Origin of the sequence: Celeribacter marinus, from assembly GCF_965656515.1 — a bacterium.
Taxonomy (GTDB): domain Bacteria; phylum Pseudomonadota; class Alphaproteobacteria; order Rhodobacterales; family Rhodobacteraceae; genus Celeribacter; species Celeribacter marinus_D.
This window is the reverse complement of record NZ_CBFHKW010000017.1, coordinates 15133-41199: the sequence shown is the minus strand read 5'-3', so window position 1 is coordinate 41199 and position 26067 is coordinate 15133. Positions and strand designations below refer to the sequence as shown.

The window sequence follows — 26067 nt, the reverse complement described above, 5'->3', positions numbered from 1 at the left end:
CACCGGCTCGCAACTGATCTACGCCGATACGATTACACTACAATCCGCATCCAACATTGATGTGCGCACGAGCGTAAATGCGATGACGGTCGATGCCGCGGGTACGTTTGTCAAACTTGCGAACAGCAAGGCGATGGAACTCGATGTGACGCAATCCAAAGGCTCGCTTGAGGTTCAAGCGTCAGGCACGTTGTTGATCCGTAATGCACAGTTTGAACTCAATGATGCGAGCAACACCATGTTGTTCCTCGCGGGCGACACCGGTGTGCTTGAGGGCGAACAAGCGGCCTTGGAAGCGCGTTTGACGCAACTCGGCCTCGATGCCACGTCGATTGCGGACGAAGTGCTTTGGCACAATGTATCATCCAGCACTATTAAGGCGGCGACAGGCACGAATGGTCTGACGGGCGGCGTGTTGATTGACTATATCAACGCGGGCCAATTGGGCGATATCACGATTAAAACCTCGGGCGATGTGCGCGAAGTCTTGGTCGATGATGCCGTCGATATTCTTTACGACATTCCAGAATACGCCCCCGCTGCGGGCGCGGATTTGTCCAAAAGCTATGATGTGATCGCGAACACGTTCACCGCATATGCGCGCAACAAGGCCGATCGTTTTACAGCGGACAGCACCAGCGTTTTGAACATGGCTGACATCACACGCGTGACCCAGCTCGAGTTCTCGGAGCATCTGAAATCAAACCCGTCCAACGTGACCGTTGGGTGGCAGACATGGAACAACGCCGCCGAAAACACCACGGGCGACTACACGCTTGCGGGCTTCTATGAGGGCGCTGTTGATCTTGATTTCGCCGCGGCGGACGTGACCATTGTCGGGCTTTATTCCACCTCGACCGTCTCTATCGATAGCCAAAGCGTTGATGTCGCGGGCACGATTTCGGCCAATGATTCCATTTCGATTAGTGGTGGGTCTGGTGGCGTCATCATCGGTGAAGGCGGCCAAGTGTCCTCTCGCACGGCGAACCCGATCAGCGTTAGCACAGATGCGAGTGACATCATCATGCGCACGGGGTCCGTGCTTGAAACACCGGGCGCTGTGACGCTTGTGTCGAACAGCGGTGATATCTCACTGGGTCAGATCAAGGCCGCAAATCCCGTGACGGTCACGACCGGTGGCGCAATCACCGATGGCAATACCGCCGGTACAGATGACATTTTGAACATCGACACTGCCGGGTCGGTCACGTTGCAGGCAGGCCAAGGGATCGGCTCGACCCAAGGGCCACTTGTCCTTGCCGCCGATACGATCACAAAACTCGCGGGTGGCGCAGGATCGGTAAACGTCGATCTTCGCACATCCTCAACCGCGACGATTGGAACCCTAACGGGCGACAGCGCGCAGATTACCAGCACGGGCGGTCTGACCGCCGGTAGCGTTGGCTGGACGTTGGTCGACGGGCTATCCGTCACCACAACAGGCAATTTCTCCCAAAGCGGTGCGTTGAGCATTGGTGGCCAGACGGACATCATCAGCGGCGGCGATGTCACATTGACCTCCGCGACCAATGACTTTGACAGTGTGACTGTCGACGCCCGAACCGTCAGTGTGACGGATGCGGATGCCCTTACCCTTGGCGGGACGGCGCAAACCCTTACCGCAACTGCGGGTGAGACGCTCACATTGACGCAAGTGGTTGTGTCAGGGGCGGCAGACTTTACTGCCGCCGAAGCTGTGATCGGGACGGACGCGGTGCAAGTTGGAACCACAACGGCACTGACCAGCGGAACAGGACACAACGTGTCGCTGACTGGCCCGAATGATTTTGGCGGCACGGTCACGGTCGATAGCGGTGCGGATCTAACCCTCAATGACATCAATGCACTGGCGTTGACGGGGACCGTTGCAGGCGGCTCTAACGTGACGTCTGGTGGCGCGATGACCCTTGGTCAACTCAGCGTTGGCGCGGATGCTGTTTTGCACTCCGGTGGCACGCTATCTGATACGGGCCACGTGATTTCTGTAGCAGGGACCACAACACTGCGCGCCGACAATGGTGCCGCGATCGATCTGGATGGCGCTAACCACGGATTTGTCGGTGAGGTGTCTATCACTCAGGCGGGCACTGTTGCGCTGACGAATGCGGGCGCATTGTTGCTCAACGGTCAGATTGACGGGGATGCAACGCTTGCCTGCCTTGGCACTGTGACACTTGGCGCAACCACCGTTGGTGGGCATCTTGTTTTGACAGGTGACGGTGCAACGCTTGGGCGGGTCACCGTGGGCGATACCCTTGACCTGACATCAACAGGCACCGTGACGAGCACGGGGGCCGTGACGGTTGCCAATGCGACGACAATACAGGCAGCGGGCCAGAGCGTTACGTTGACCAACGCCGACAATGATTTCGGCGGCGCGGTAGATGTGACGGCGGCCGACACGGTCAGCTTGGTCGATCAAAACGCTTTGACCATCGGCGGGACCATTGCCAGTGATCTGAATGTGACAACAGGCGGCGCGCTAACGCTGAACACCACGACACTTGGCACCGTAGGCACACCGACTGCGCAGGTTTCAATCGTCTCTGGCGGTGATGTTTCACAATCGACAGGCAGTGCGATTACGGTCCACGGCACGACAGAAATCGACGCGGGCTCCAACAACATTACTCTTTCGCAAACGGGCAACGACTTTACCGATACGGTCACGATCACATCGGCGCGCAATGTCGCCCTTGTGGATGCCAATGCGATCGAGTTGGGCGCTATTACGGCGCGCGGCACGGCATCGATCGAAACACAGGGTGCGATTACCCAAAAATCTGGGACTGCAACCGGCCTCAACATCACGGGCGATGTCACGCTTGATACCGGCACAACAGCGGCCGATATCGATCTTACGCATGCCGCCAACATCATTGAGGGGGATGTCACGATCGCATCCGCGCGCAATGTCGACATTACAACGGCAAGCGCCCTGAGCCTCGTGAGCGCCACGGTGTCCGGCGATCTGACAATCACGTCAGGTGGCAAGGTGTCCGGCGCTGATACCTGTGGCATTGATGTGTGGGTTGTCGACGGAAACACCGTGATCAATGCGGTTGACCAAGATGTAACCTTGACCTGTGCCTATGATTTCAAAGGAACCGTGACGGTTATCGCGCGCAATCTCACGATCAACGATATCAATGATATCACCTTTGGCGACCTGACCCTCTCGGGCAGCTTGTCGGTCAAAGCGGGCGGTGCCATCACTAGCGCGGGTATTCTCTCGGTCGCGGGTCGCACGTCTATCAACAGCTCGGGTGTCACATCATCGGTAGACCTTCAAAACGCAGCCAATGATTTTGTGGGCTCGGTGAGCATAGTCAGCGCAGGACAAGTGTCGATACGCGATGCCAATGATATCATTCTGGGCAATAGCGATATTGGTAGCACGCTGGACGTGACCGCAAGCGGCGAGATCACGGATGATGGCGGTGTGGTTGTGTCGGGTGCGGCGCAGTTTGATGGCTCGAATGTCATCCTGGATTCTGCGGACAACGATTTGCGCGGGACAGTGTCGGCATCGGGTCACACCGTGACACTGCGCGATTCAAATGCGCTCGTCTTGGCGGATATCGCCGCAACAGGTGCGCTCAGCGTCTCCACGGGCGGCACTTTGACAGGCAGTGGTGAGATCTCGGTGGGTGGTGTCACAACCCTCAACAGCAACGGCGCAGACATCGCGTTGAGCAACGCGGCGAGCGATTACACAGGGCGCGTCACGGTTGTGCGTGCAGGCTCCATTACCCTCAATGACGCCAATGACCTGTCGTTTGCCGGTGCAGCGCAAGGCAGCAACGCAAATCTGACCCTCAACAGCCAAGGTCTATTGAGCTTGATCGGAAGCGTCTCGGCCACAGGGGATATGTCATTGAGCGGCACAACCGCCGTGATGGACAAAACCAGTGTGGGCGGCGATCTAACCCTGCGCTTTGGCGCAGGGAGTGTGACGCAAACCGTCAACACGGCGGTTACTGTCTTAGGTGCGACAAGCATCGAGGCAAACACATTGACCCTGAACGGGGCAAACAGCTTTGTCGGCGCGGTCGAGATGGATGTCACGGGAGCCGCGGTGTTGCGCACAACGGGCGCGCTGATCCTTGGCACCTCTGATTTGGGCAATGCCCTAACTGTGGTCGCCGGCGAGGCAATCACCCAGTCTGGCGCGATAACTGTTGCGGCGGCGACAACACTGACCGCCGGATCTGACGATGCGATCACGCTCGACGATGTCAGCAACGATTTTGTGGGCCGCGTCACGGTGACAGGCGACAACGATGTCACAGTGGCAGATGCCAATGATCTGTCGGTGACAGGCACGATTGCACAGGATTTGGACATCACGGCGGGCGGCTCGGTCGACCTTGGCGCGCTAACGGTTGGCAAAGCTCTCACGATCACCTCCGTTGGTGTGACGGATAGCGGCGCAGTCTCGGTGTCGGGGTCTACATCCTTGGCGGCAAGCTCCGGTGATATCACCTTGAACAATGGCACGACCTTTGGCGCGCCATTGAGCATCGCCTCCGCTCGCAATGTGGATGTGACGTCCACGGGCGCGCTCGTTTTGGGCAATGTCACCACGTCCGGCACCACCGCCTTGACAGCAGCGGGTGATCTCACCCAACTGACAGGGACGGCGTTGACCATGGGCGGCGCGGCCACACTGACCGTGGGCACGAGTGACAAAATCACCCTGATCAACGCCACCAACACCTTTACAGGTGCGGTTGATCTGACGGCCAAAGGAGCCGCACTCACTGCGACGGGCGCACTGGCCGTCATGGGCACGGTTGGCACATCCGGCCTCACACTCACGGGCGACGATGCGGTCGCACTCGGCCAGTTGTCGGTCGATGGCACCCTCGCGATCACAACATCTGGCGCGATCACCCAAACGGGTGCGGTCACGGTTGCGGAGCAAACACGTCTTGATGCAGGGACCGCACACAACATCACCTTGACCAATGCAGCGAATGATTTGGGCGATCTCGTCACGATCACGCAAGCCAACACTGTGGGTCTTGTTGACGCAAATAACCTAACAGTTCAGGGCGCGACTGCGGGTGATTTGTCTCTCACCACGGGTCAGTTCGCGACCCTCGGCATGCTGAGTGTCGGTGGCAACCTTGTCATCGATGCCGCAGGTCACATTTCCCAGTCCACAGCAAACGATGTTTTGGAGGTCACAGGCACCACGACCCTAACGGCGGCCGCAGGGGCCACCACGTATAACATCACCCTCGACAACGTGTCCGATGCGGGCATCGCGCTCAACGAATTCATTGGCGATGTTACCATCGTCAACTCCGACAATCTGGACATTCGTGACCGCAACAAAATGAGCATCGGGCTGACGTCAACAGGTGACGCGGATGTCTATGCGGAAACCCAACTGTTCTTGGGTCAGACGGATGTGGGCGGCGAATTGAAAGCCCGCGGCAACTTTACACTCACGGGCGATGTGACGGTGAACGAGCTGATCCTCACCTCCACCAACTTCTACGATATGGCGGGTTACACCGTGACGGCGACAACCGGCGACATTCGCATCAATGCGATTGATTACATCGTCTTGGGCCAATTGATCGCCAACAACGGCAACGTCTATATCTCGACTGAAAACGGGACAATCACGGACGGTCTGGGCACTGAAAAGCGCAACATCATCACGTCCGGGACCACAACCCTGAACGCCGCCGATGGCAACCTCAAGGTCAAAATGTGGGCCGTGGGCAGTCTCGCAAATGAGACCAAACCCGATGAGGTGGCCGGCACAATCGACATTGCGGTTGCGGCATTGTCAGACGTCACAGCCCCTGACGGGGTGAGCCTTAGCATTGGTGTCGGCAACCAAGGAACGTTCCAAGGAACGCTCAACACCGCGGGCGACCTCAACCTCGACTTTGGCGCGGCGGGTCTCACGATGGCTGCGGGGTCTGCGCTTCGTGCTGGTGGCGATGTTACAATCTTGTCGAATGGCGATATCACCTTGGCCGAAGTCTCGGCAGGGGCTGACAAAACCATCTCGCTCACCACACAGGGCGTTGTTCAGGGTCTGACCAACACAAACGGTGCGGCAAACATTTCGGGCGGCACGATCATTCTGGATGTTCAAAATGAACTCGGAACCTCGGCGCAATCTGTTACGCTCGACGCACTTGCCCATAGCGATGGTGGCAACGGCGTTGTGCGCCTCGTCTCGACCCCGGAAAATGCCTATCTCAACATCACCACTCCAATGGTGGGCGATGATCGCCCCACCGTCGAGTTGGGAACATCGTCCATTGATTGGTCCATCGGCAAAACGCTCGTCGTCACAGCCGAACAGGCCGACCTGTTGGTCCAAGGCAATGTAACAGCGCAAGAGATTACACTGCGCGCCAATGCCGGATCGTTGACCATGGTCGATGGCAAAACAATCTCGTCCGAGGGCACTATTACCCTCGGGGGCGGCGCAGGATTGGCGCTCTCCAACGTCATCGGCTCCGCAACCGACACCGATCAGGTGATCAACTTGATCAGCTCGGGCGGCAATATCAGTGACCTGACAGCAGATGAGAACGCCAACATCGTAACCGTTGGCACGCTCACCGCATCGGGAAGCAGCATCGGGACGCTGGGTGTTGGAGATATTGATCTGCTTGTGGGCAAAATCGAACTTACAACCACCTCCGATAACGCCGGTGGTGCAACGATTGAATCCTTGTCCACGGGTGGGACGATCTTGCAGTCAGCGAACACCACGGGTGCACTTGCCCTGACGGTCAACGAGGGCGATCTGAACATCACAGGTGACGTCAAAACCGGCGGCTTGATCTTTAACCTTGGTGCGACCACGTCCCCCACAAACGTGCGCAGCATCGTTCAAACCGATGGCACCGAAATCACGTCCCTGAGCGCGGCCACGTTTATCGCAACTGGCGACATCAACCTTGCACGTCTCTCCGTTCTCACGGGTGACGCGACACTGAACGCCACGGGACGCGTGATTGACGTCAGCACAGGTCTAAACGGCGATGGCAGCGAGATTGCCAACATCGAAATGGGATCTGGCGCGCTCACCATTGAGGCCTTGTCCATCGGCACAACGGCCCTCGACGGTGACATTGATATTGATGTCTCCAACATCGCCTCTTTGGTTGCTACGGATACAACGCTCGGCAATCAGAATATCACTGTGACATCCTATTCGAGTGCCTCCCTTGAGGAGCTTGATACGCTTGGCACCGCGAAATTCATCCAGTCCGGCGGTGATTTGGGCCTTTCGGGTACAGTGCGTGTCGATAGCCTTGAGATGATGGTCGATAGCGGCAGTCTGACACAGGCGCAGGCCGCGAAATTGTTTGTCACCCAAGATATTGATCTCACAACATCGGGCGACATGGCCTTGAGCGCGCTCACGAGCCTTGAGGGGTCTGTTGTCCTAACTGCTGGCGGGACGATCTTTGACAACTCCCCAGACCGCGAAACCGCGATCATCAGCACAAAAACAGCGGGCAAAACGGTCACGTTGACAGCGGCGGCGATTGGGACGGCCCAAGCGGGCGGCGAGATTGAAATCGCGTCCAGCCGGATTGAGAGCGCCACTGCAACCACTGGCGGCGTCTACATCACAAGCACGAAAACCGCCGAATTCGGCGCCGTCACCGCGACGGGCGGCAACACCGTCCTTGGCGCGAGTGCGGGCAATCTGACGTTGACGGCGGGTGTTGTGGCGCAAAAGGCAACTGTCTTTGCGACCAACGGCGCGCTCACCATGGCCGCAGGGTCGAACATCGCCTCTGTGAACGGTGTCTTGATGACTGCGGGCGATGGCGATCTGACCGTCACCAATGTGACCGCAACCGCGCTGACAGCACAGTCGAGCATGACGGCGAGTGGCAACTTGATCGATGGCCTTACAAATGAGCCAAACGCAGGCTGGAACGTCGATGCAAACGGTCTGGTCGATCTGTCGGCACACAACATCGGGACCGCCGATGATCGGTTCGATGTGAAAACCGACCGTCTCAATTCCGTCACCGCAACGGGTGATGTGATGCTCGGATTGGGAACACAGACAGGCACGACAACCCTGACGTCCGCAACGGCAATCGACGGGACATTCGATGTCGACATGACATCGGGCAATCTCGCAGTTGTGCAAACTGTGCGCGCAAGCACAGTATCGCTCGCGACAGCATCGGGTGGCATCAGCCAGAACGAGGCCTCGCAAATTGTGGCGGCTGGCGATTTGAGCCTCGCGGCAACGGGCGATATCACACTGGCCTACCTGCAAACGACGGATGGCACGGTTACGATCCATGCAGGGACCGCGGGTCGCATCCTTGACGGAACAGCCGCCGAGCGTCCGAATGTAACGGGTTTGAGCAACGATGCCGTTGCCGTCTTTACAGGCCTCGCTATCGGGGCGCGCGCATACGATGGCGATGTGAACCCTGGCGATCTCGATCTGGATATTGCGACCGTTGGCCGGATTACCGGTGGCGATGGCGGGATCTACATTGGATCTATCCGTGACCTGCGTCTTGAGACCGTCACAAGCACGGGCGAAATGGAGCTCTTGGTCGATACGGGCGCTTTGACGCTGGCCGACACGCAAACGGTCCTACGTGCCAAAATCGAAGTGGCATCGGGTGCGCTGACACAAGAGGACGGTGGCGTCTTGACGACCACGGGTCTGACCGGCGCAGGGACATTGGATATCGAAGCCACACGCGATGTTGCGCTCTCTCGGATGATTGCGCAAAACGGGGACGTGTCCATTGTCACGACATCCGGCAAAGTGTCGGACGCCTCCACCCTTGAGGGTGCGGGCAACGAGAACCTTGTTGTTATCAATGGCCGCCTTGACACCATGAGCGCGACCGCCATCGGCAACCGTTTTGAAAAAGGCGCGTTAGACGTTGCGGCGCAAAATGTGGGCACACTTGTCGCGACAAGCGGCGATATGTTCATCAACTTTACCGGCCTCGCAGGCCAAACGGGCCTCATCGATAGTGTTTCCGCAATGGGCGAAGACGCCGATGTTGGGCTTACGGCGATGACCGGTGGCCTAGAACTCACCACCGTTGATGCGGCGCGTGATCTGAGCATCACCGTGGCAGGCAATGCTGATGCACAATCAATTTTGCTCGGCAACACAACAGTCGGAAGCGATCTTACCCTGACCGCCGACACGGGCAATATCGGTCAAATCACGGGGACGGCGATCACCGCCGATGGCCGCAGTGCGCTTACGACCTTGACCGCATCTGCGGGCGACATTGACCTCACATCCGCCAACAACGACTTTGAGGATCTTACCGTTCTCAATGGCACGGATGTATCGATCACTGATCGCGACGATCTCGACCTCTATGATGTGACGGTAACAGGTGACTTTGCCCTGTTGGCCGGTGGCGGCGTGAACGTTCTCGACGACGTTACTGTTCAGGCAGGTGCGGACATTTCAATGACCCTGACAACGGGGATGTTGGATCTTGCAGACAACACCACACTTGACGCGGGCGGCACCATTTCGTTGACGGCGCAAATGGGTGATCTGCGCTCGCTCGGGATGACAACACTCACCGCGGGTCGCGATATCGCCACGCAAATCACGGGCGACATCACATTCGAGGATGTGACCACCGTGACGGCAGGACGCGATGTTGCCCTGTGTCTAACGGGCACATTGATAGCACGTGACCTGACAACGATCACCGCAACCACGGGCGATGTTTTGGCCAAGAGCACCGCGGCGGGTGACATCCTGTTTGAGGACACCACAACCGTGACCGCGCAAGGCAACGCAACGCTATCGACCACTGTCGGTGACGTCATCGTCTCTGGCCTCACAACCCTAACGGCGACAAACGGTGCGGCGTCTATCACGACCCAAACGGGTGGCCTGTCGATGGTCGGTACAACCCGCATCGAGGGTGACAGTGTTGCGATTGATCTGGGCGAGGGGATTGGCCTTGCCGCATCGGGCACCACGACAATCATCGCGGACACCAATGACGTTGACGTCCACGTAGCGTCTAGCAATGTGACCCTCACAGGCACCACAACGGTTCAGGGCAAAACCGACGTTGCCATTGGCATCACCGGTACGGGCGATATCGCCATGTCCGGTGTGACCGTGATCACCGCACAAACCGGCGATCTGGACCTGTCACAAGGCACAGGGTCGCTCACGTTGACAGAAAGCTCGTCTTTGACGGCGGGCCACGACATCACTGCGACAATTGACACGGGCAACTTGTCCACCAGCAGCGCCAGCACCTTCACCGCTGTGCGCAATATCACGATTGATTTGTTGAACGGCACGGCATCCTTGCGCCATCGCAGCATCTTTGGAGCGGGCGATACCCTCACCCTCAACGCATCGGGCGGCATAACCGGTAGCGGCCTGACGGACCTCTTGGGCCGTGAGCGCGTACAGTTGGGTGTCACTGCGGGGAACAGCAGCTTTATCAACACTGCGATTGTTCAATCCAGCGCAGGTGACGTTGCGGTCGACATTGTCACGGGCGATCTGGCGCTGCGCGATGATGCGCAACTCACCGCTGTCGAAAATCTCGCCATCTCCATTGGAACGGGCACACTCGCCATGTTCGACGGAACTGTGGTGAACGCGGGTGACACGATCAATATCGTGATCGACAACGGCGGTGTCGTGATGGAGGACGCCGAAACGCTGATCACATCCAACGATATCACAATCCGTGTTGTCGACGGCCTCACATCCGATGCATCCGGCAATATCGAAATCGACCTGATCGTCGCGGGAACCGCCACGCGTCTAGAAGCACTGGGCGGGGCCGTTCTCGACAACACCCTGTCCGAGCTGATCGACAACATCGTCTCCCCAATGCTTCATATTGTGGCCGACGAGGGCATTGGCGCCGAATGGTCCGATACGCTCGACACCAACACTCAATTGCTCTCGGCGATCAACTACGCGCAGGGCGGGATCAACATCCAGAACCGCACAGGGTTGACGGTCGCCGATGCGGGCATCTCGAACACCGCCCTTGGGGACATCGTGATCATCTCGCCCGATGTCATTGAGCACGGATACATGGCCTACGGGACAAGTGACGGAACACAATTGGGGAGCGTATTTGCGGTGCCTGGTCAGCGCATGTTCTTGATCCACAATCAGGCACAACCGTTCTTTGACAGCAACTGGGGCAACCTGAACAGGGTCCAAGTCGTCCAAGCGTTGTCGGTTCCGGCCAGCGCACGCGCGACGGTAGCGGCGGGTCTGTTTGGCACTGAGAACAGCCTGTTTGCACTTGCGGATCTCTTTGGTGCCAATGCTTTTGGTACGCACGATGATCCGTATGACCGGTTCCTACGCCGCTTTGAATTCGAAGAGGAACAAGACAAGGAGGACATTCGCCCGATCCTGATCGCCGATTATTTGCTCCGTCATATGGATGACAATGCCGAGCTGACGACACAGCAAAAGGCACTCGATACCATTGAGGAAGCGGCCAATACCGTACCCGCAAACCCGACCGGAATCGATGCGGACGACGAGACGCCACTCATGCCCGAAAATACGGGATATGAGGCGGCGATTGGGAACCAAGGTCTTGATGTTCTTGAGGCATTCGACGACAGTCATGTCACCGAGGAACAGGCCGCGTCCGATCTCAACTCCATCGCGAGCCGACCTGTTGTTTTGCAGGCAATGCTTTTGTCAGACGACGAAATTGATATGCCTCTCATAGCGGCGGAATAATTTCTCAAACACACACCAAACCCGCCCAACCGTGGTGCGGACACAACCAATAAGGAACGCCAAATGGCCACCAAAAAGACACCCGCAGACGCCGCAGCAACCGCTCAGGCAGACGTAGAAAAATCCGCGAGCCAACCAACACGTGACGTGCGTGTGCGTTTTGATGACACCAAGATGTCGAGCAACTACGCCAACGTGGCAAATGTCGGCATGAGCAAAGACGAAGTGACGCTTTTGTTTGGCACCAACCAAACATGGGGCGCCGTTGAGGACGAGGTTGTCATTCAACTGTCGTCGCGCATCATTTTGACCCCATCTGTCGCCAAAAGCTTTTCCGAGACGCTGCAACGTGTGTTGAGCGAGTACGAAAAACAAGTCGGCAAAATCGCCTAAGGAACCTTGTGTGATGAAAAAATCGACCCTCGCCACCGTAAGCCTGTGCAGTTGTTTGTTTCTTGTGGCTTGTGAGCCAAACCCGAACAATCGCAAAACTGACGCGCCAGCTCCGGCTGGCTCAATGTCACTGCGCGCCTTACCGGCGGGGATCGAAAACGGATCTGGCAAAATCAGTCTCAAAGACTTTGCCAAGGTTCTGGCGGTCTGGGACGAACAAGTCCAAGTGCAAACACTCGAAGTCGAGATTGCAAAGCAAAAGGCAATCGGAACACTGGGCCAGTTTGAGCCCGTGTTTTACGCCGACATAAGCCGCTCCGGCGAGTTCGCGCAAACAAGTGCCGCTGAACACTTTTCCGCGGGTACTGGTGGGAACGCCAATGGCGCGGATTTCCCGTTTTCCGAATTCGAAACTGCCGCCAAAGTCGGCGTAGAGGTCAAAGATACATCGGGCATTTCGGTCAATCTCTATTATGAGATGGGGCAAATCGCCAACTCGCTACAGGCCAGTGCAAACCTGCCAAACCCCGAACATTCGGCGGCCCTCGGCGTGACGATTAAGGCCCCACTCGCGAAAAACGCGGGCAAAGCGGTCAATACATCCTCGACAGTTGTCGCAGGTATTGACGAAGATATCGCACAAGAAACCGTGCGCCTGATCAAAACCCAACGCGCGTTTGAGGGCATCAAAACCTATCTGTTCGTGCAGCGCGCGCAACAGCGCGTCTATTGGCGCAAGCAAACGGCCGAGTTGTCCGCCCTTTTGCAAAGCGAGCTACAACAAAAGGTCAGCCAAGGCCTCATCGAGCAATCGGTCTTGACCGAAGCGGCGGCAGAAGTGGCACAACGCCGCGCCTCATTGACCCTCGCGCGCCAAGAGTTGAACGAACAACAAAGTGCGCTTCAAATCTATTTCTTGGCACTGGATCAACGCGCACAACACGCTCGGTGGACGCCCTCGGAACCCCTCCGTCTTGTGTCCTCCAAAACCTTGAGCCGTAGCGCGCTGCCGTCACTGGACACGGTCTACGCCCGCCGTCCCGAGAGCAAAATCAACGCCCTGCGCATTGAGCGCGAGGAAGTTCTGCGCATGGTCGCAGAAAACCAAATTCTCCCCGAGGCCAACCTCGTCGTCGATCTCAAGAAAACGCAATTGTCGGGCGAATACATCCCGTTCAGAGACGTGTTCAACGCCAAAAACCCCTATGAAAGCTGGCGCATCGGGTTTGAGTACCGCAAAGGACTTGGTGGTAATATTGCCGAAAAGGCGGACCTTGAGGCGGCAAAACTGCGCGAACAACAGGCTGATCTGACTATGCGGGCGTACCGCCAACGCATCGCCAGCGAACTCAACGGCATTGGATCGATCTTGGATCGTGCACGTGAAAACCTGCGCTACCAAAACGAGATTATCGCCGCCCAAGAAAAACTGTTGGCCACAGAGCAAGCCAATGCAAACAGCGGGAGTAGTTCCTCAATCGACGTGAGACGCAGCCAGATCAACCTGACGATCGCCAAAGAGGCACGCGCCGACGCCATTGCACAGCTCAACTTGTCGAGCTACCTCGCGTCTCAGGTCGATGGTACATTGCTTGCGCGCATGGGCATCGAATAAGTGAACCTGAAAACGAAGAGGACGGCGGTTATGCACGCTTTGAAATACATTGCCTGCGGGTCTGTCGTCCTTGTTCTCAGCTTGGGGCAGGGGGCGCACGCCCAATCCGCTCCCATCGACTATAGTACAACCGATTACGCAAACGTCGGGCTGGACGCGACCGGAACGGACATTCGCGGCATCGTCGAGTGCCGCGATGATCTAGAGCTATCGTTTGCCGTGTCGGGCGTGATTACCGAAACCGCAGTGGTCGAGGGACAAGTGGTCGCCGCTGGCGATACCCTCATGCGTTTGGATCAGCAGATCGAAAAGATCGAAGTGGATCGCCGCCGTATCCAATGGGAAGGCACCGCGGACATAGAGGCCGCCACCGCCCGCGTGGAGGTGGGCGAGCAACAACTCGCCGCCGGTCAACGTGTCTACGATGCCGCGCGCGGGATCAGTTTTGAGGAATTGCAAAACCGTCAACTGGCCTATGATCTAGCCGTCACAGAATTGGCACGCCTGCAAACCCAAAAGCAAATCGAGGAACTGGATTATCAAACAGCACAAGAGAGCCTAAAGCGGCGCACCCTTGTGGCGTCGACCGTTGGCATTATCAGTGAGGTGATCCGCCGGACGGGTGAAAGTGCACAGGCCAATGATCCCGTTCTACAGTTGTGTGACATTAGCGAGTTGTTTTTTGTCGCGAACTTACCGGTTAAGCGCGCCGAATTGATTGCCCAAGGGCAGATGGTCACCCTGCACAACACGGGGCGGGATGCGGATTTTTCGGGCGAAGTCAGCTTTGTCTCGCCCGTGGTTGATCCCGCGTCTGGATTGCGCCGGATCAAAGTCCGCGTGATCGACGCGCCCGAGTGGCTTAGCCCCGGCACAAGTGCAGCGCTAACCGTCGACCCACAATAGGGTAGTATCGGGTTGGCGAAACGCACATTCTACGATCAATGGCATAGAATTGCCGAATTGCGCGTGGGTCTTAGGCCGGGCATTTCCGTGCGCAAACACAGCTATCGCGGCGAGGATTGGTACGTGTATTACGAGGCGGCCCATTGCGGTTTTTTCCGCGCCCGTCCCGAAACCCACGCGCTCATCATGGAAATATCACCCGAGCGGATGCTAAACGATATTTGGCGCAGCTATGCCGACAAATCCCCCAAAACGGCGCCTGGCCAACAAGATTTCTTTGATCTCATTTCCGCGCTCTATAGTGCCAACCTGATCTATGTTGAGGGCGGGGTGAGTGAAACACACATCCTTGAGCGCGCCCTCGGGAAAAAGAAAAAACCACTGCCCGCGCGCATCTCAGAACTCTTGTTTTTCCGCATTCCCCTTTGGGACCCTGAACCATTTCTCAAACGCAATACCGCCGCGATCCGCGCAATTTATAGTTGGCCGGCCATCGCATTTGTGGCGATGATCTTGGTCTGGGCCGGCATCGAGTTCGCCCTCAATTCCGATCGTGCGTTTTCGCAGTCCTCGAATATTTTGCAGATCAACAACGTCATCCCGTTGTATATCGCGATATTTATCACCCACTTTTTTCATGAATTGTCGCACGCCGCGCTGACCAAATACTACGGGGGGCATGTGCGAACGATGGGGGTTATGCTTTTGATGATGACCCCGCTGCCCTATGCCGATCTCACATCGGTTTGGAATTTTCGGGACAAGTGGCGCAGAGCGGCGGTTGGCGCGGCTGGCATGTATGCCGATCTTTTTTCCTGCGCGGTCGCAACCATTTTGTGGGCCTATGCGCCACCCGGCGCGCTCAACGAGATTGCGCTCAACCTCATGTTCGTCACAGCCGTCTACACATTTGTGTTTAACGTCAATCCGTTGATGCGGTTTGATGGCTACTACATCCTGTCCGATCTGGTCGAAATCCCGAATTTACACACCGCGGCAAAGACGCAATTCAACGCGTTCTTTTCAACGAAATTCCTCAAGGAACAAGAAAACCCCAATGACGTTGTGTCGTCGCGCCGCCGCGCCTTTCTGATCGGGTTTTTCATCACATCCAACATTTACCGTATCATGATCATGTTGGGGATCGTCTTGTTTGTGGCGGATCAATACCTTGGATTAGGTCTATTGGTGGCGGCCGCACTGGCTTATAATGCCTTTGTGGCCCCCGTAGCTAAGGCAATCAAACCATTGAGAAATCCGTATTTTCTACGAAAGCACAGCCGCAAACTGACCGTTGCCTTTGGCGCAGGGGTTGTGGTGCTGGGCGCGTTTTTGTTTGTCCCGCTCCCCGACAACCGGCGTTTGGATGGCGTGATCGAGGCCCAACAGCGCACGCGTGTTTTTGTACCCGTTGACGGTCAGTTGGCGCAGGTGGCACAGCGATCAGGCGCCCGCGTCATAGCTGGTGAGCCCATTGCAACGTTCGAGAATTCCGAACTTGAGTTGCAGCGGCGCGGTTTGGCTGCGCGGCTGCAAGGCGCACGGGCGCGGCGCACGCAGGCTATTTCCTCAGGTTCGGTAGAACTGGCCGCCATCGACGAAGAGGTCACAGCGCTACAACAAAGCTTGACCTACATGGACGCTCAACTTGAAGATCTGGTTGTGCGCGCCCCAAATTCAGGGGTCTGGGTGAGTACGCAACTGAGCGGCCAAGTGGGCAATTGGATCAGTCGCGGCACCGAAATAGGACAGGTGATCGACGATAGCCAATACGTGTTCCAAGGCGTCTTGCGCCAAGAGACGGCTGATGGAATCGGCGGGCTCGGCAAGGATGATGTATCGGTCAAAATCGAGGGTGAGCGCGCAACAAGCCACCAGATTTCGCAACTGCAAATTCTCCCGTATTCGCGCCGCGATTTGCCATCCTTGGCGCTTAGTCCCTTGGCAGGCGGGTCCAATGCAATCTCGACCGAGGATCCACAAGCCGCCCAAGCGGTCGAACGTTTCTTTCTAATTACCGCAACGTTAGACCCTATTCGTGACACATCAACCGGCCTCAACGGACGCTCGGGGTGGCTACGAATGACGCTCGAACCCACGCCTTTGGCGGCTCAAACCGTGCGCTCTCTGCGACAGTTTTTCCAGCGTCGGTACAAACTATGACCGCCCGCCCAACCTTACAAAGCTTACAAACGCGCTACGCCAACCAATCCACGCTGTTGTGGGATGAGGGCGATATCGTATCGGCGCAACCCTCCCGACACCTGCGGCTTTTGGGCACGCACGGCGAGGAATATAAGCCGATCAAACTGGATCAATGGGCCGCAAAAGTCTCGGCGCAGCTTGCCAAACTCAATCGCCCTTTGCCGCGTTTGCGCCGTTTGGGCCATCAAATCGTCACGATGCGCGCCACGCTTGAACCCTTGGATGACACAGCGTTTGCGGAACACTTGCGCACGCAAGCCCAACAATCACGGCTGCACTATAGCGTGCAAAGCACGCGCATTTCGGCCCATGATATCGCCGCGTTTTCGACAGTGAGCGAGGCAGTTCGACGCATCAACGGATTTCGTCCCCACCTTGAACAACTCATTGGCGCGCTTGGCCTGTTGGAGGGTTCAATCGTGGAAATGGCCACGGGGGAGGGCAAAACAATTACGGCCAGTATGGCCGCGATTGTGTCGGCGTGGCGTGGACTACCCTGTCATGTTGTCACCTCCAACGACTACCTTGCGGCGCGCGATTGCGAGATTAATCAGACCCTGTTTGCCCTGTGCAATGTGAGTGCGGCAAGCCTCACAGGGGATACCGAACCCGCCGCGCGCGGGCCGGCCTATGCCCATGACATCGTCTACACGACCGCTCAAAATTTTTTAGCCGATCATTTGCGTGACGATCTCGCCCTAAAAGGCCAAAAGGAACGGGGGCATGTTGCCTTGCGGGCTGCGCGCAATTTCGGCACCGTTGGCGGATCGGGCGTGGTCCAACAAGGGGTGCATCAGGTCATCGTTGATGAGGCTGATAGTGTCTTGATCGACGAGGCTGTCACCCCGTTGATCATTTCGGCGCCACATCCCGACGATCTATTGGAAAGTGCTGCGCGGCAATCCATTTTGATCTGTCGCGCGCTGATCGCGGACAGTGATTATACGCTCGATTCCACCCTAAGAACGGTTGAACTGACGCGCGCAGGCCGCACAAAGGTCTACACCCTTGCCCAAGAGGCAGGCCCATTTTGGCAACGCCGCGACCGCGCCGAGGAACTGGTCCAACTCGCTCTCTACGCAACTCATTTGATGAACCGCGACGAACATTACGTGATTGAGGACGGCGAGGTTGTTTTGGTCGATGAGCTGACGGGACGATTGGCGCGCTCGCGCACCTTGTCCTTGGGCATGCAACAGGTTTTAGAGGCGAGTCTCGATCTCGACATTTCACCACCAAGCGAAGTGCGCGCACGCCTTTCCTTTCAACGGTATTTCCGGCGGCTGCCAAAAATCGGCGGGATGACCGGCACCGCCAAAGAGGCCCAAGGCGAATTTGCCGGCGTATACGGATTAAAAACGGTGCCTGTCCCAACTCACAAAAAGGTACAGCGCACACATATGAAACGCCGCGTCTTTCGCACACAGGCCGAAAAAATGCGGGCGGTGGCGCACGATGCCTTGGCGCTTTCCGATGCAAATCGCGCCGTCTTGATCGGCGTGCGCAGTGTCCAAACAAGTGCCGCGTTGCACGAGGCCTTTCTCGCGATCGCGCCCGACCGCGCCATATCGGTTTTGAACGCGGTGAATGACGCACAAGAAAGCAGTATCGTCGCGCTCGCGGGAAAAGCCGGTGCGATCACAGTCGCCACCAACATGGCGGGGCGCGGCACCGATATCAAAATCGATCCGGCCGTGCATGAGACGGGTGGGCTACATGTCATCATCGCAGAGACCAACGACTTTTCACGCATCGACCGTCAATTGGTTGGCCGCTGTGCCCGACAGGGCGATCCGGGGACAACCTGCTCCTATATCTCCATGGATGAGGAGGTGATGCGGCGTTTTCTACCCAAATATCTTGCGGCGATCTGGTCCACGCAATACCGTAGTGGTCGCGGTTTAAGTCAGTTTGCACGACTCATGGTTTGGGTTGCTCAACGCCGCGCCGAACGCCTCGCATTCGCACAACGAAAAAGCTCTTTGGAAAGCGAAATTTCCTCGGAGAAGGGAACAATATGACACCGCAGGACACAACCGCACCAAATAGCGTTCCGCATGTCATTCGCGGTGTTGCCAACTTTGCGGGCGCCGCGCCAGAGTTTTGGCAGTACTTTGTCGATGTCGCGCGCCAATTGAGTGAGGCCAGCAGTGTAACCCTGTTTTGGTATAACACCAATGAGGACGTCGACGCCGCACGCGTGCTCGCCGCATCGCCCCACGCCCAAGTCCCCCCAACTCTCGCAGCCTCAACAACACCCGCCATCTTGCAACAGATGCAACGGGAGGGCGTGGCGCAGGGCAACGGCGCAACTGGCCTACACGTTTTGACGCGCGTTTTAGTCTCTGATCACGGACAAGAGGTGGTTTTGCTGGCGCGCTTTGCGACTGCGCCGCGCGCCCTTGCCGCCGCGATGAACCGATTGGCGGTGTTATCAAGTACGCCTCTTACATTTGATGTCGGGCGCAAATTGCGACAATCGGGACGCGATGCCGCTCGGTTGGGCTTGACCTTGGAACTGCTCGGTAAGGTGCTCGATAGTGACGGGTTTGACCGCGCCGCGCTGGCCTTTGCCAATGGGTTGGCCGAACAATTTGCCTGTGAGTCCGTGTCTGTGGTCTGGCACGCACGCGAGGGCATGCGGTTGCGCGCCATCAGCCACGCCGAAAAACTGGATCGCCGCACCGAGGCCTCCGCCCTCATCGAGGAAGCCGCCCAAGAGGCCATCACACAAGGCGCCGAGGTCTCTTGGCCAAATACGGATCGCACAGTTGCCCACGCTCATGGTCAATACGCCAGTCTCGTCCAACCCGGCAATGTCATCAGCTTTCCAATGATCGAGGTGTTCGAAGATGGATCAACCCGTGGGCTAGGGGCAGTCGTCCTTGAACGTCAAAGCCGTCCGTTTTCGGCGGCCGAACAATGGGCGCTTAGGATGCACTGCGAAATGGTTCAACGTCCGCTGTCGTGGTTGCACCAAGATACACGGTGGCTCGCGGTCAGAATGGCGCGCGCGGTGGCCCCGTCCATCCCCAAAGCATTGCGACCCAAATCAGGCGCAGGACGCAAATTGCTTGCGAGTGCACTCGCGCTCGTCGTGGCTATCTTGTTTGTACCCGTGCCATTCAACGTGTCTGGAACGGCGGTTCTCAAAACCGATGCGCTTGCGTTCGTGGGTGCCCCCTTTGATGGTTATATCGAAAGCAGCGGCCTGATTTTGGGCGATGCTGTCAGTGTTGGCGAGCCATTGTTCGCGATGGCCAGTACAGAATTGGTATTGGAACGTGGAACGCTTTTGGCGGAACTGGCCCAATCAAACCGCGATGCGGAAATCCGCCGCTCTCTGAATCAACTCTCGGACATGCAAATTGCACTGGCAAAGGCCGAAGAGGTCAAGACAAAGCTGATGCAGATTGATCAACGTCTCGCATCGGCGACCGCACTCGCCCCCATCGACGGTGTCGTCGTGGATGGGGAACCTGCAAAGAAAATTGGCGAGGCCGTGCGCCGTGGCGAAGCCGTCGTTACGATTGCCGCGCTGTCATCTCTTTACGTCGAGGCGGCTGTATCGGAGCGCGATTTGTCGTTCATTGAAAACGGCCAGACTGTGCGCCTGACCTTACTGGCGCGCCCCAAAGAGCGCTTTAGCATGGGAGTGGAACGGATCATTCCCGCTGCAACCGTACAGGACGCCGACAACGTTTTCCCAATCCGCATGAACGCGTTGACGTCAGACAACCCGCCACACGACTGGTGGCTACCGGGGATGACGGGTGTGGCTAAAGTCTCTGTCGGGAAAAAACCCATAGGCTGGATCGCAACGCGCCGAATTTCGGACTACCTGCGACTATTGTTGTGGTACTGACCCGTGAGAGGTCAGACCCAACACGCGCAGTCCACGGATTTAGAACCGTGCGCCAAGCGTGAATTGTAGCTGTTCAACGTTGTCCGTTGCCTGATCGTTCAACGGATATGAATAGTAGACACTGATCGGGCCAATCGGGCTATCCCAAGTGACGCCGAGCCCCACAGATGTGCGTAGATCGCGCGTGTCTACATCATCCGCAAAAACATTGCCGAAATCAAAGTAGGCCAGCCCATACACGTCTTCGGCCTCTAGCAACTTTGTGGATAATTCTGCGCCCCCCGTGACACGAACAGTTGCGCCCGTGTACGCCAGTTTGGAGCTGTCAGGGATAGACGAGGTCGGGCCCAACGAGTTTTGCGCGTAGCCACGCACACTTCCTGGCCCGCCCGCAAAGTAGTTTTCAAAGATCGGATAAGCTCCGTCACCCAAGACACTGCCAGCGGCAATATTTCCGCGCACATGCAAGCGAACGTTGTCGCCGAACGGGGTGTAATGATGCGCCGCTATTTCGTTTTTGGTGTACACCGTCCCCTCAACAGTCCCAAGCTCGGTCCCGACCCCGATCTGGTAGCCGCGCATTGGGCGCGCGCCACCGTCTGTGCGGTCCAAAAGCAGGTTGGCAAAGGCAAATACGGTTGTGGTGTTTTCGCCTTCAAGGGCGATGTAGTCACTAATAAACGTCGGCAGTGTTGCGCTATCTTGAATGCGCGACTCGTTCACACCCGCGCCAAAGCTGAACGACACACCATTCGAAAGCGCACGCCCAAAACTGATACTCGCCTCGCCACCGGAAAAGGCATAGTCGCCGTTTTGCGACTTATTCGGTGTCGCATTATAAAGTGAAAACGCCAATTGTCGGGAGTACGCGCCCTCGTAAAAATCTGGATCGACCAGTGTCAATTGGAGGTTTTGTGTAAACGCGCTGGCCTCAAACGACAGACGCATATTTTCGTCGGTGCCAAAAAGTTTGCTTTGCTCGATCCCCAAAGAGAGCGACACCTGTTCAGCCTGCGAATACCAAATTCCCGCCGTCAGGTTTCCCTCGCCCATAATATTGGTGCGATCATAGGCAAGCTGACTTGTCGGTCCATATGCTGGTGCAGGCTCGACTTGCATGTCTTGCGCAGAGGCGCTTACCGCAAAACCCGCGACACACAACAACGTAACACCGGTCAAATTTTCCATGGTCATCCAATACATTAAAGACCGCTATGATACGCAAAGCGGTGTTACTGTCGGGTTTAACACAAAATGCCGTGTTTAGTGAACGGATATTTCCGCGCTCATTAGGTTAGGAGCCTGTGGATTTGCGCCGCGCGCGGGCGGGCGTCAGTGTTGCATCTGGCACCTATCCATAAACCAATAAGTAAGATTATGTAAAAGTTAAGTAAGCGCGCGTTGCGAATTCAACGTCTTTGGTGCGTTTCTTGACATAAGCAAGCGTCAGTTCACGGCTTCGCATTCTGACAATTGCGACGCGATATAGTGCGGCATTGGCTTGGCGATTGCCGCCCTCTACGACAACGTGCCAACGGCAGGCGTCTACACAATCGACGCCACACTTGTCACACCTGAAAATGCGGCCGATTACTATTTCCCGGATAGCCCGTTCTAAGCAGGCTCAAAACCACTGAAACGGGGGCGCCATCGCGTCCCCGTTTTGCTGTGAGAACACGCAATGTGGGATCAACGCGCTTTAAAACAAAGGGTAGACATGCATTTCCCAAATGCCATAGGTAGGGGCGCGCACTGATCCAAGAGCAAAGAACCCCCCAATGGCACAATCTGACACCCCCAAAACGACACCACATATTTCCGTGGTGATCCCGTTGCACGACGAAGAGTTGAACCTAACGGCCTTGGTCAACGGTGTGATGGACGCGCTGTCGCAGGAGGCTCATGAAATTGTTTTGGTCGATGACGGGTCAAAGGATGGCACGCGCGCCTTGGCGTTGAGCCTTACCACACAACACCCCAACATTCGCGTTATCGCCCATGATGTTGCAATTGGTCAGTCGGCTGCGGTGCATTCCGGTGTCTTGTTTGCCAAAGGATCCGTGATTGCGACGCTCGACGGTGACGGCCAAAACCCGCCCGAAAACCTGCCCGCTCTTATTGCGCCATTGATGGCCGCCGATCGCCCCGCACGCTTGGCGCTTGTCGCGGGGCAACGCGTCGATCGCCGTGACACATGGTCCAAAAAAATCGCCTCGAAACTGGCCAACGGTATTCGCGCCGCTGTCCTCAAAGACGGCACACGCGACACGGGATGTGGCCTAAAGGCCTACCGCCGTGACGCGTTTTTGGCGCTGCCGTTTTTCAATCACCAACACCGCTATTTGCCCGCATTGTTTGCGCGCGACGGGTGGGACGTTGCACATGTCGATGTGACCCATGCCGCGCGCAATGCGGGCCGTTCAAAATACACCAACTTTGGCCGCGCGATTGCGGGTCTGTCCGATCTATTGGGTGTAGCGTGGCTGATTCACCGCCGCAAACGCGGCACCCCGAGCGAGCTATTTGCAACGCCTGCGACGACCACGGAACCCAAATCATGAGCCGCGAAACCCTCTGGGCCGCACTCAATGTCACGAACTGGGGCGAGTTTTGGTGGGTCATGGTTGGCCTCACAGGTCAGGTGATGTTCACCATGCGCTTTTTGGTGCAATGGGTCGTCTCGGAACGGTCGCGCAAATCCGTCATTCCCGTAGCCTTTTGGTATTTCTCACTCGGTGGGGGCATGATCTTGCTGTCCTATGCAATCTGGCGCAAAGATCCCGTTTTCATTTTGGGACAGTCCACAGGCATGGTGATCTACCTGCGCAATCTATGGCTCATCTATGCAGAAAGGCGCGCGCGTGCGCATGCCGACGACTGATCCGCGCACCTATACGCGGATGACCTATCTGGTCATCGGGCTGCTGACGCTTTGGCGGATTGTATGGCTGCGGATGGATGGCACCACCCTATCCACGGATGAGGCCCAGTATTGGTTTTGGGGTCAATCCTTTGCCTTTGGGGCCTATTCCAAACCGCCCCTGATCGGCTGGCTTATTCGGCTCACAACTGAACTCGCGGGCAACACCGTGTTCGGCGCGCGCATCGGTGCGCCCCTTGTGCACGCTGGGACCGCCCTCGTTATCTTTGCGCTTGGGGTGCGTGTCACCACGCGACCAGTCGCGGCGTTTGCGGCCCTGTCCTACATAACGCTCCCCGCCGTGGCCCTTGGCTCCATCCTCATCACAACCGATACGCCGCTGTTGTTCTTTGCCGCGCTGTCGCTTTTGGCCCAACACAAGCTGGCCCAGACAGGCAGCGCCAAACTCACGCTCGCCCTCGGCATCGCCATCGGTTTGGCGTTCATGTCGAAATACGCCATGATCTACGTGGTCTTGGGCATGATCGCGGCGGCCATTGTGTCGCGCGACTGGCGCATCTCGTGGCGCGCCACCCTCGCCTCAAGTGTCATCGCGGTGCTCGTCGTCTTACCCAACATGATCTGGATCGCCACCCATAGCTTTGCCACGGTTGAACATGTGGCCAGTGACGCGGATTGGGCGGGTTTGCGTCTCTATCCGGTACAAGCCCTGCGATTTGTCGCCGAACAACTGGCGGTCATGGGGCCAGTTTTGTTTGTCGCGTGGCTTTGGGGCCTAACCCACCTGCGCAAAATGACCCGTCCACAGATCGCGCTCTATGCACTGTCGATCCTGCCGCTTTTGGTCGTTACGGGACAAGCGTTGTTCAGCCGTGCTTTGGCCAATTGGGGTGTAACCTTTGTCCTTGCGGGCGTCATTGTGGCCTCTGTCGCACTGGAAAACCGCCGCGTTTTGCGCAGGATTTCACTCGGCCTCACGCTATTGATAAGCCTCGCCCTCCCCGTCTTTGTCACCTTGGGCACCAATTTGCGGATGCCCGACGGGCGGCTGTATTTGCACCGCTACGTGGCACAACCCGACATTATCGACTGGGCGCTAGACACGGCGCGCGCCCAAAACGCCGACATAATCGTCGCCGATGGCCGCGATGTTCTATCTGCGCTGACCTTTGCCGCGCGCGGCACAGGGATCACGATCAACGCGCCCGCTGGATCAGGCACGCCGCACAACCACTGGGAATTGCTACACCGGTATGATCCGCGCCAAACCTCAACGCCTGTGTTCATCTTGGCCAAAACCACCTCATCCCTTACGACCCTGTGTCCAGATGCCGCCACGCAACAGCGCACCGCAGGACAAGGCTTCGTCGAAGGTCAAGATTTTGTCCTCGTTGAGGTGACGGACACCACCTGTTTGAAAGGCGCCGCATATGACTGATCCGCTGTTCACAAAGCTGCACATTGCAACACTCACAATCGCGCTGTGTGTGACGATCATATTCACCGTCTGGCCCGCTCTTGATCTCATGATATCGACCGCGTTGACCAATGATCAGGGGCAATTCATCGCCGTTGAATTGGGCTATCCCGCCAAAGTGAACAGCACGCTTAAAAAGACCTTGGAACTGATCGCATTTGGCTCGCTTTTGTATACCATCTGGCTTTGGGCCGCGCGGCGGTTGGATCGCGCATGGCTCTATTGTTGGACATATATCACGCTCAATCTGGTGGTCGGACCGGGCGTGATCGTCAACTTGATCCTCAAGGCACATGTGGGTCGCCCGCGCCCCGCGCATCTGACACAATTCGGCGGGTCCAGCACGTTTACACCCGCCTTTCAAATCTCCGATCAATGCGCGTCCAACTGCTCGTTCACCTCTGGCGAAGCGGCGCTGGTCGCGACCCTTGTGTTCGTCGGTGTGAGCCTCATGTGGTCGCATCTTGGCCCCCGCGCCCGTAGGTTTGCGCTCATTAGTGGGGCGGGTTTGATTGTATTCGGGTCTAGTTTGCGCGTGCTTTTGGGACGTCATTTCACTAGCGATGTGACCGTCTCCGTGTTGATCTCTGCGCTCTTGGCCTTAGCCCTTTACCGTCTATTGGGAATCGCCACCGCACGCGATAGCTTTGCCCCGTCAGAGCTAAGAGCACGATTTGACGCGTTGCTCGACCGTGTCATGTGGTGGCGCTAAGAGCCGCATTTGGCCCTTTTGCGCGGCGGTTTTCGCGCGAGTTTGCTTGACTTTGCGCCGTGACGCGCCACCTCCCCCACATGAGTGCGCACACCGCCAAGCAACTGCAAAAGACCGCCCCGATGAAGAAATCAGACTTACCACAAAAAACCTGTGCCACATGTCAGCGTCCCTTCGCATGGCGAAAGAAATGGGCGGCGTGTTGGGACGAGGTCAGATATTGCTCACAGCGGTGCCGAACATCGCGAAATTCTATCGCCGCAGCATCGT

The 26067-nt window shown here is 57.1% G+C and carries 13 protein-coding genes; 12 read left to right on the top strand and 1 reads right to left on the bottom strand.

Going from position 1 to position 26067, the window contains the following annotated elements; genetic code table 11:
* The first annotated feature begins 82 nt into the window (after positions 1–82).
* From ACTG34_RS05935 to ACTG34_RS05905, 7 genes are all read left to right on the top strand, one after another.
* Positions 83–11743, top strand: coding sequence for a beta strand repeat-containing protein (locus tag ACTG34_RS05935; protein WP_439104060.1), 11661 nt, complete (start codon positions 83–85; stop codon positions 11741–11743).
* A gap of 63 nt (positions 11744–11806) precedes the next feature.
* A complete protein-coding gene (locus ACTG34_RS05930; RefSeq protein ID WP_439104059.1) occupies positions 11807–12136 on the top strand; it encodes a DUF3467 domain-containing protein in 330 nt (109 codons plus the stop codon).
* 13 nt (positions 12137–12149) lie between these two features.
* Positions 12150–13751, top strand: a complete 1602-nt coding sequence (locus ACTG34_RS05925; RefSeq protein ID WP_439104058.1) for a TolC family protein — start codon at positions 12150–12152, stop codon at positions 13749–13751.
* Between the two features lie 30 nt (positions 13752–13781).
* Entirely contained in the window at positions 13782–14657 is an 876-nt protein-coding gene (locus ACTG34_RS05920; RefSeq protein WP_439104057.1) for an efflux RND transporter periplasmic adaptor subunit, read from the top strand.
* Between the two features lie 12 nt (positions 14658–14669).
* The gene (locus ACTG34_RS05915) at positions 14670–16820 is read left to right on the top strand and encodes a hypothetical protein (protein WP_439104056.1); all 2151 of its coding nucleotides are present in this window, start codon (positions 14670–14672) and stop codon (positions 16818–16820) included.
* Entirely contained in the window at positions 16817–18883 is a 2067-nt protein-coding gene (locus ACTG34_RS05910; protein WP_439104055.1) for a translocase, read from the top strand. Before ACTG34_RS05915 ends, ACTG34_RS05910 begins: the two co-directional genes overlap by 4 nt.
* A complete protein-coding gene (locus tag ACTG34_RS05905) occupies positions 18880–20727 on the top strand; it encodes an efflux RND transporter periplasmic adaptor subunit (protein ID WP_439104054.1) in 1848 nt (615 codons plus the stop codon). Before ACTG34_RS05910 ends, ACTG34_RS05905 begins: the two co-directional genes overlap by 4 nt.
* A gap of 39 nt (positions 20728–20766) precedes the next feature.
* On the opposite strand, the gene ACTG34_RS05900 is transcribed toward ACTG34_RS05905, so the two are convergent.
* A complete protein-coding gene (locus tag ACTG34_RS05900) occupies positions 20767–21915 on the bottom strand; it encodes a BamA/OMP85 family outer membrane protein (protein ID WP_439104053.1) in 1149 nt (382 codons plus the stop codon).
* 590 nt (positions 21916–22505) lie between these two features.
* Here ACTG34_RS05900 and ACTG34_RS05895 point away from each other — a divergent pair.
* The 5 genes from ACTG34_RS05895 to ACTG34_RS05875 all read left to right on the top strand — a co-directional run.
* On the top strand, positions 22506–23288 hold the full coding sequence (locus ACTG34_RS05895) for a glycosyltransferase family 2 protein (RefSeq protein ID WP_439104052.1): 783 nt from the start codon (positions 22506–22508) through the stop codon (positions 23286–23288).
* Entirely contained in the window at positions 23285–23608 is a 324-nt protein-coding gene (locus ACTG34_RS05890) for a lipid-A-disaccharide synthase N-terminal domain-containing protein (protein WP_439104051.1), read from the top strand. Before ACTG34_RS05895 ends, ACTG34_RS05890 begins: the two co-directional genes overlap by 4 nt.
* Positions 23595–25046, top strand: coding sequence for an ArnT family glycosyltransferase (locus tag ACTG34_RS05885; RefSeq protein ID WP_439104050.1), 1452 nt, complete (start codon positions 23595–23597; stop codon positions 25044–25046). Before ACTG34_RS05890 ends, ACTG34_RS05885 begins: the two co-directional genes overlap by 14 nt.
* A complete protein-coding gene (locus ACTG34_RS05880; RefSeq protein ID WP_439104049.1) occupies positions 25039–25797 on the top strand; it encodes a phosphatase PAP2 family protein in 759 nt (252 codons plus the stop codon). Before ACTG34_RS05885 ends, ACTG34_RS05880 begins: the two co-directional genes overlap by 8 nt.
* An 80-nt stretch (positions 25798–25877) precedes the next feature.
* A partial coding sequence (locus ACTG34_RS05875; RefSeq protein WP_439104063.1) for a DUF2256 domain-containing protein occupies positions 25878–26067 on the top strand: 190 nt, incomplete at its 3' end.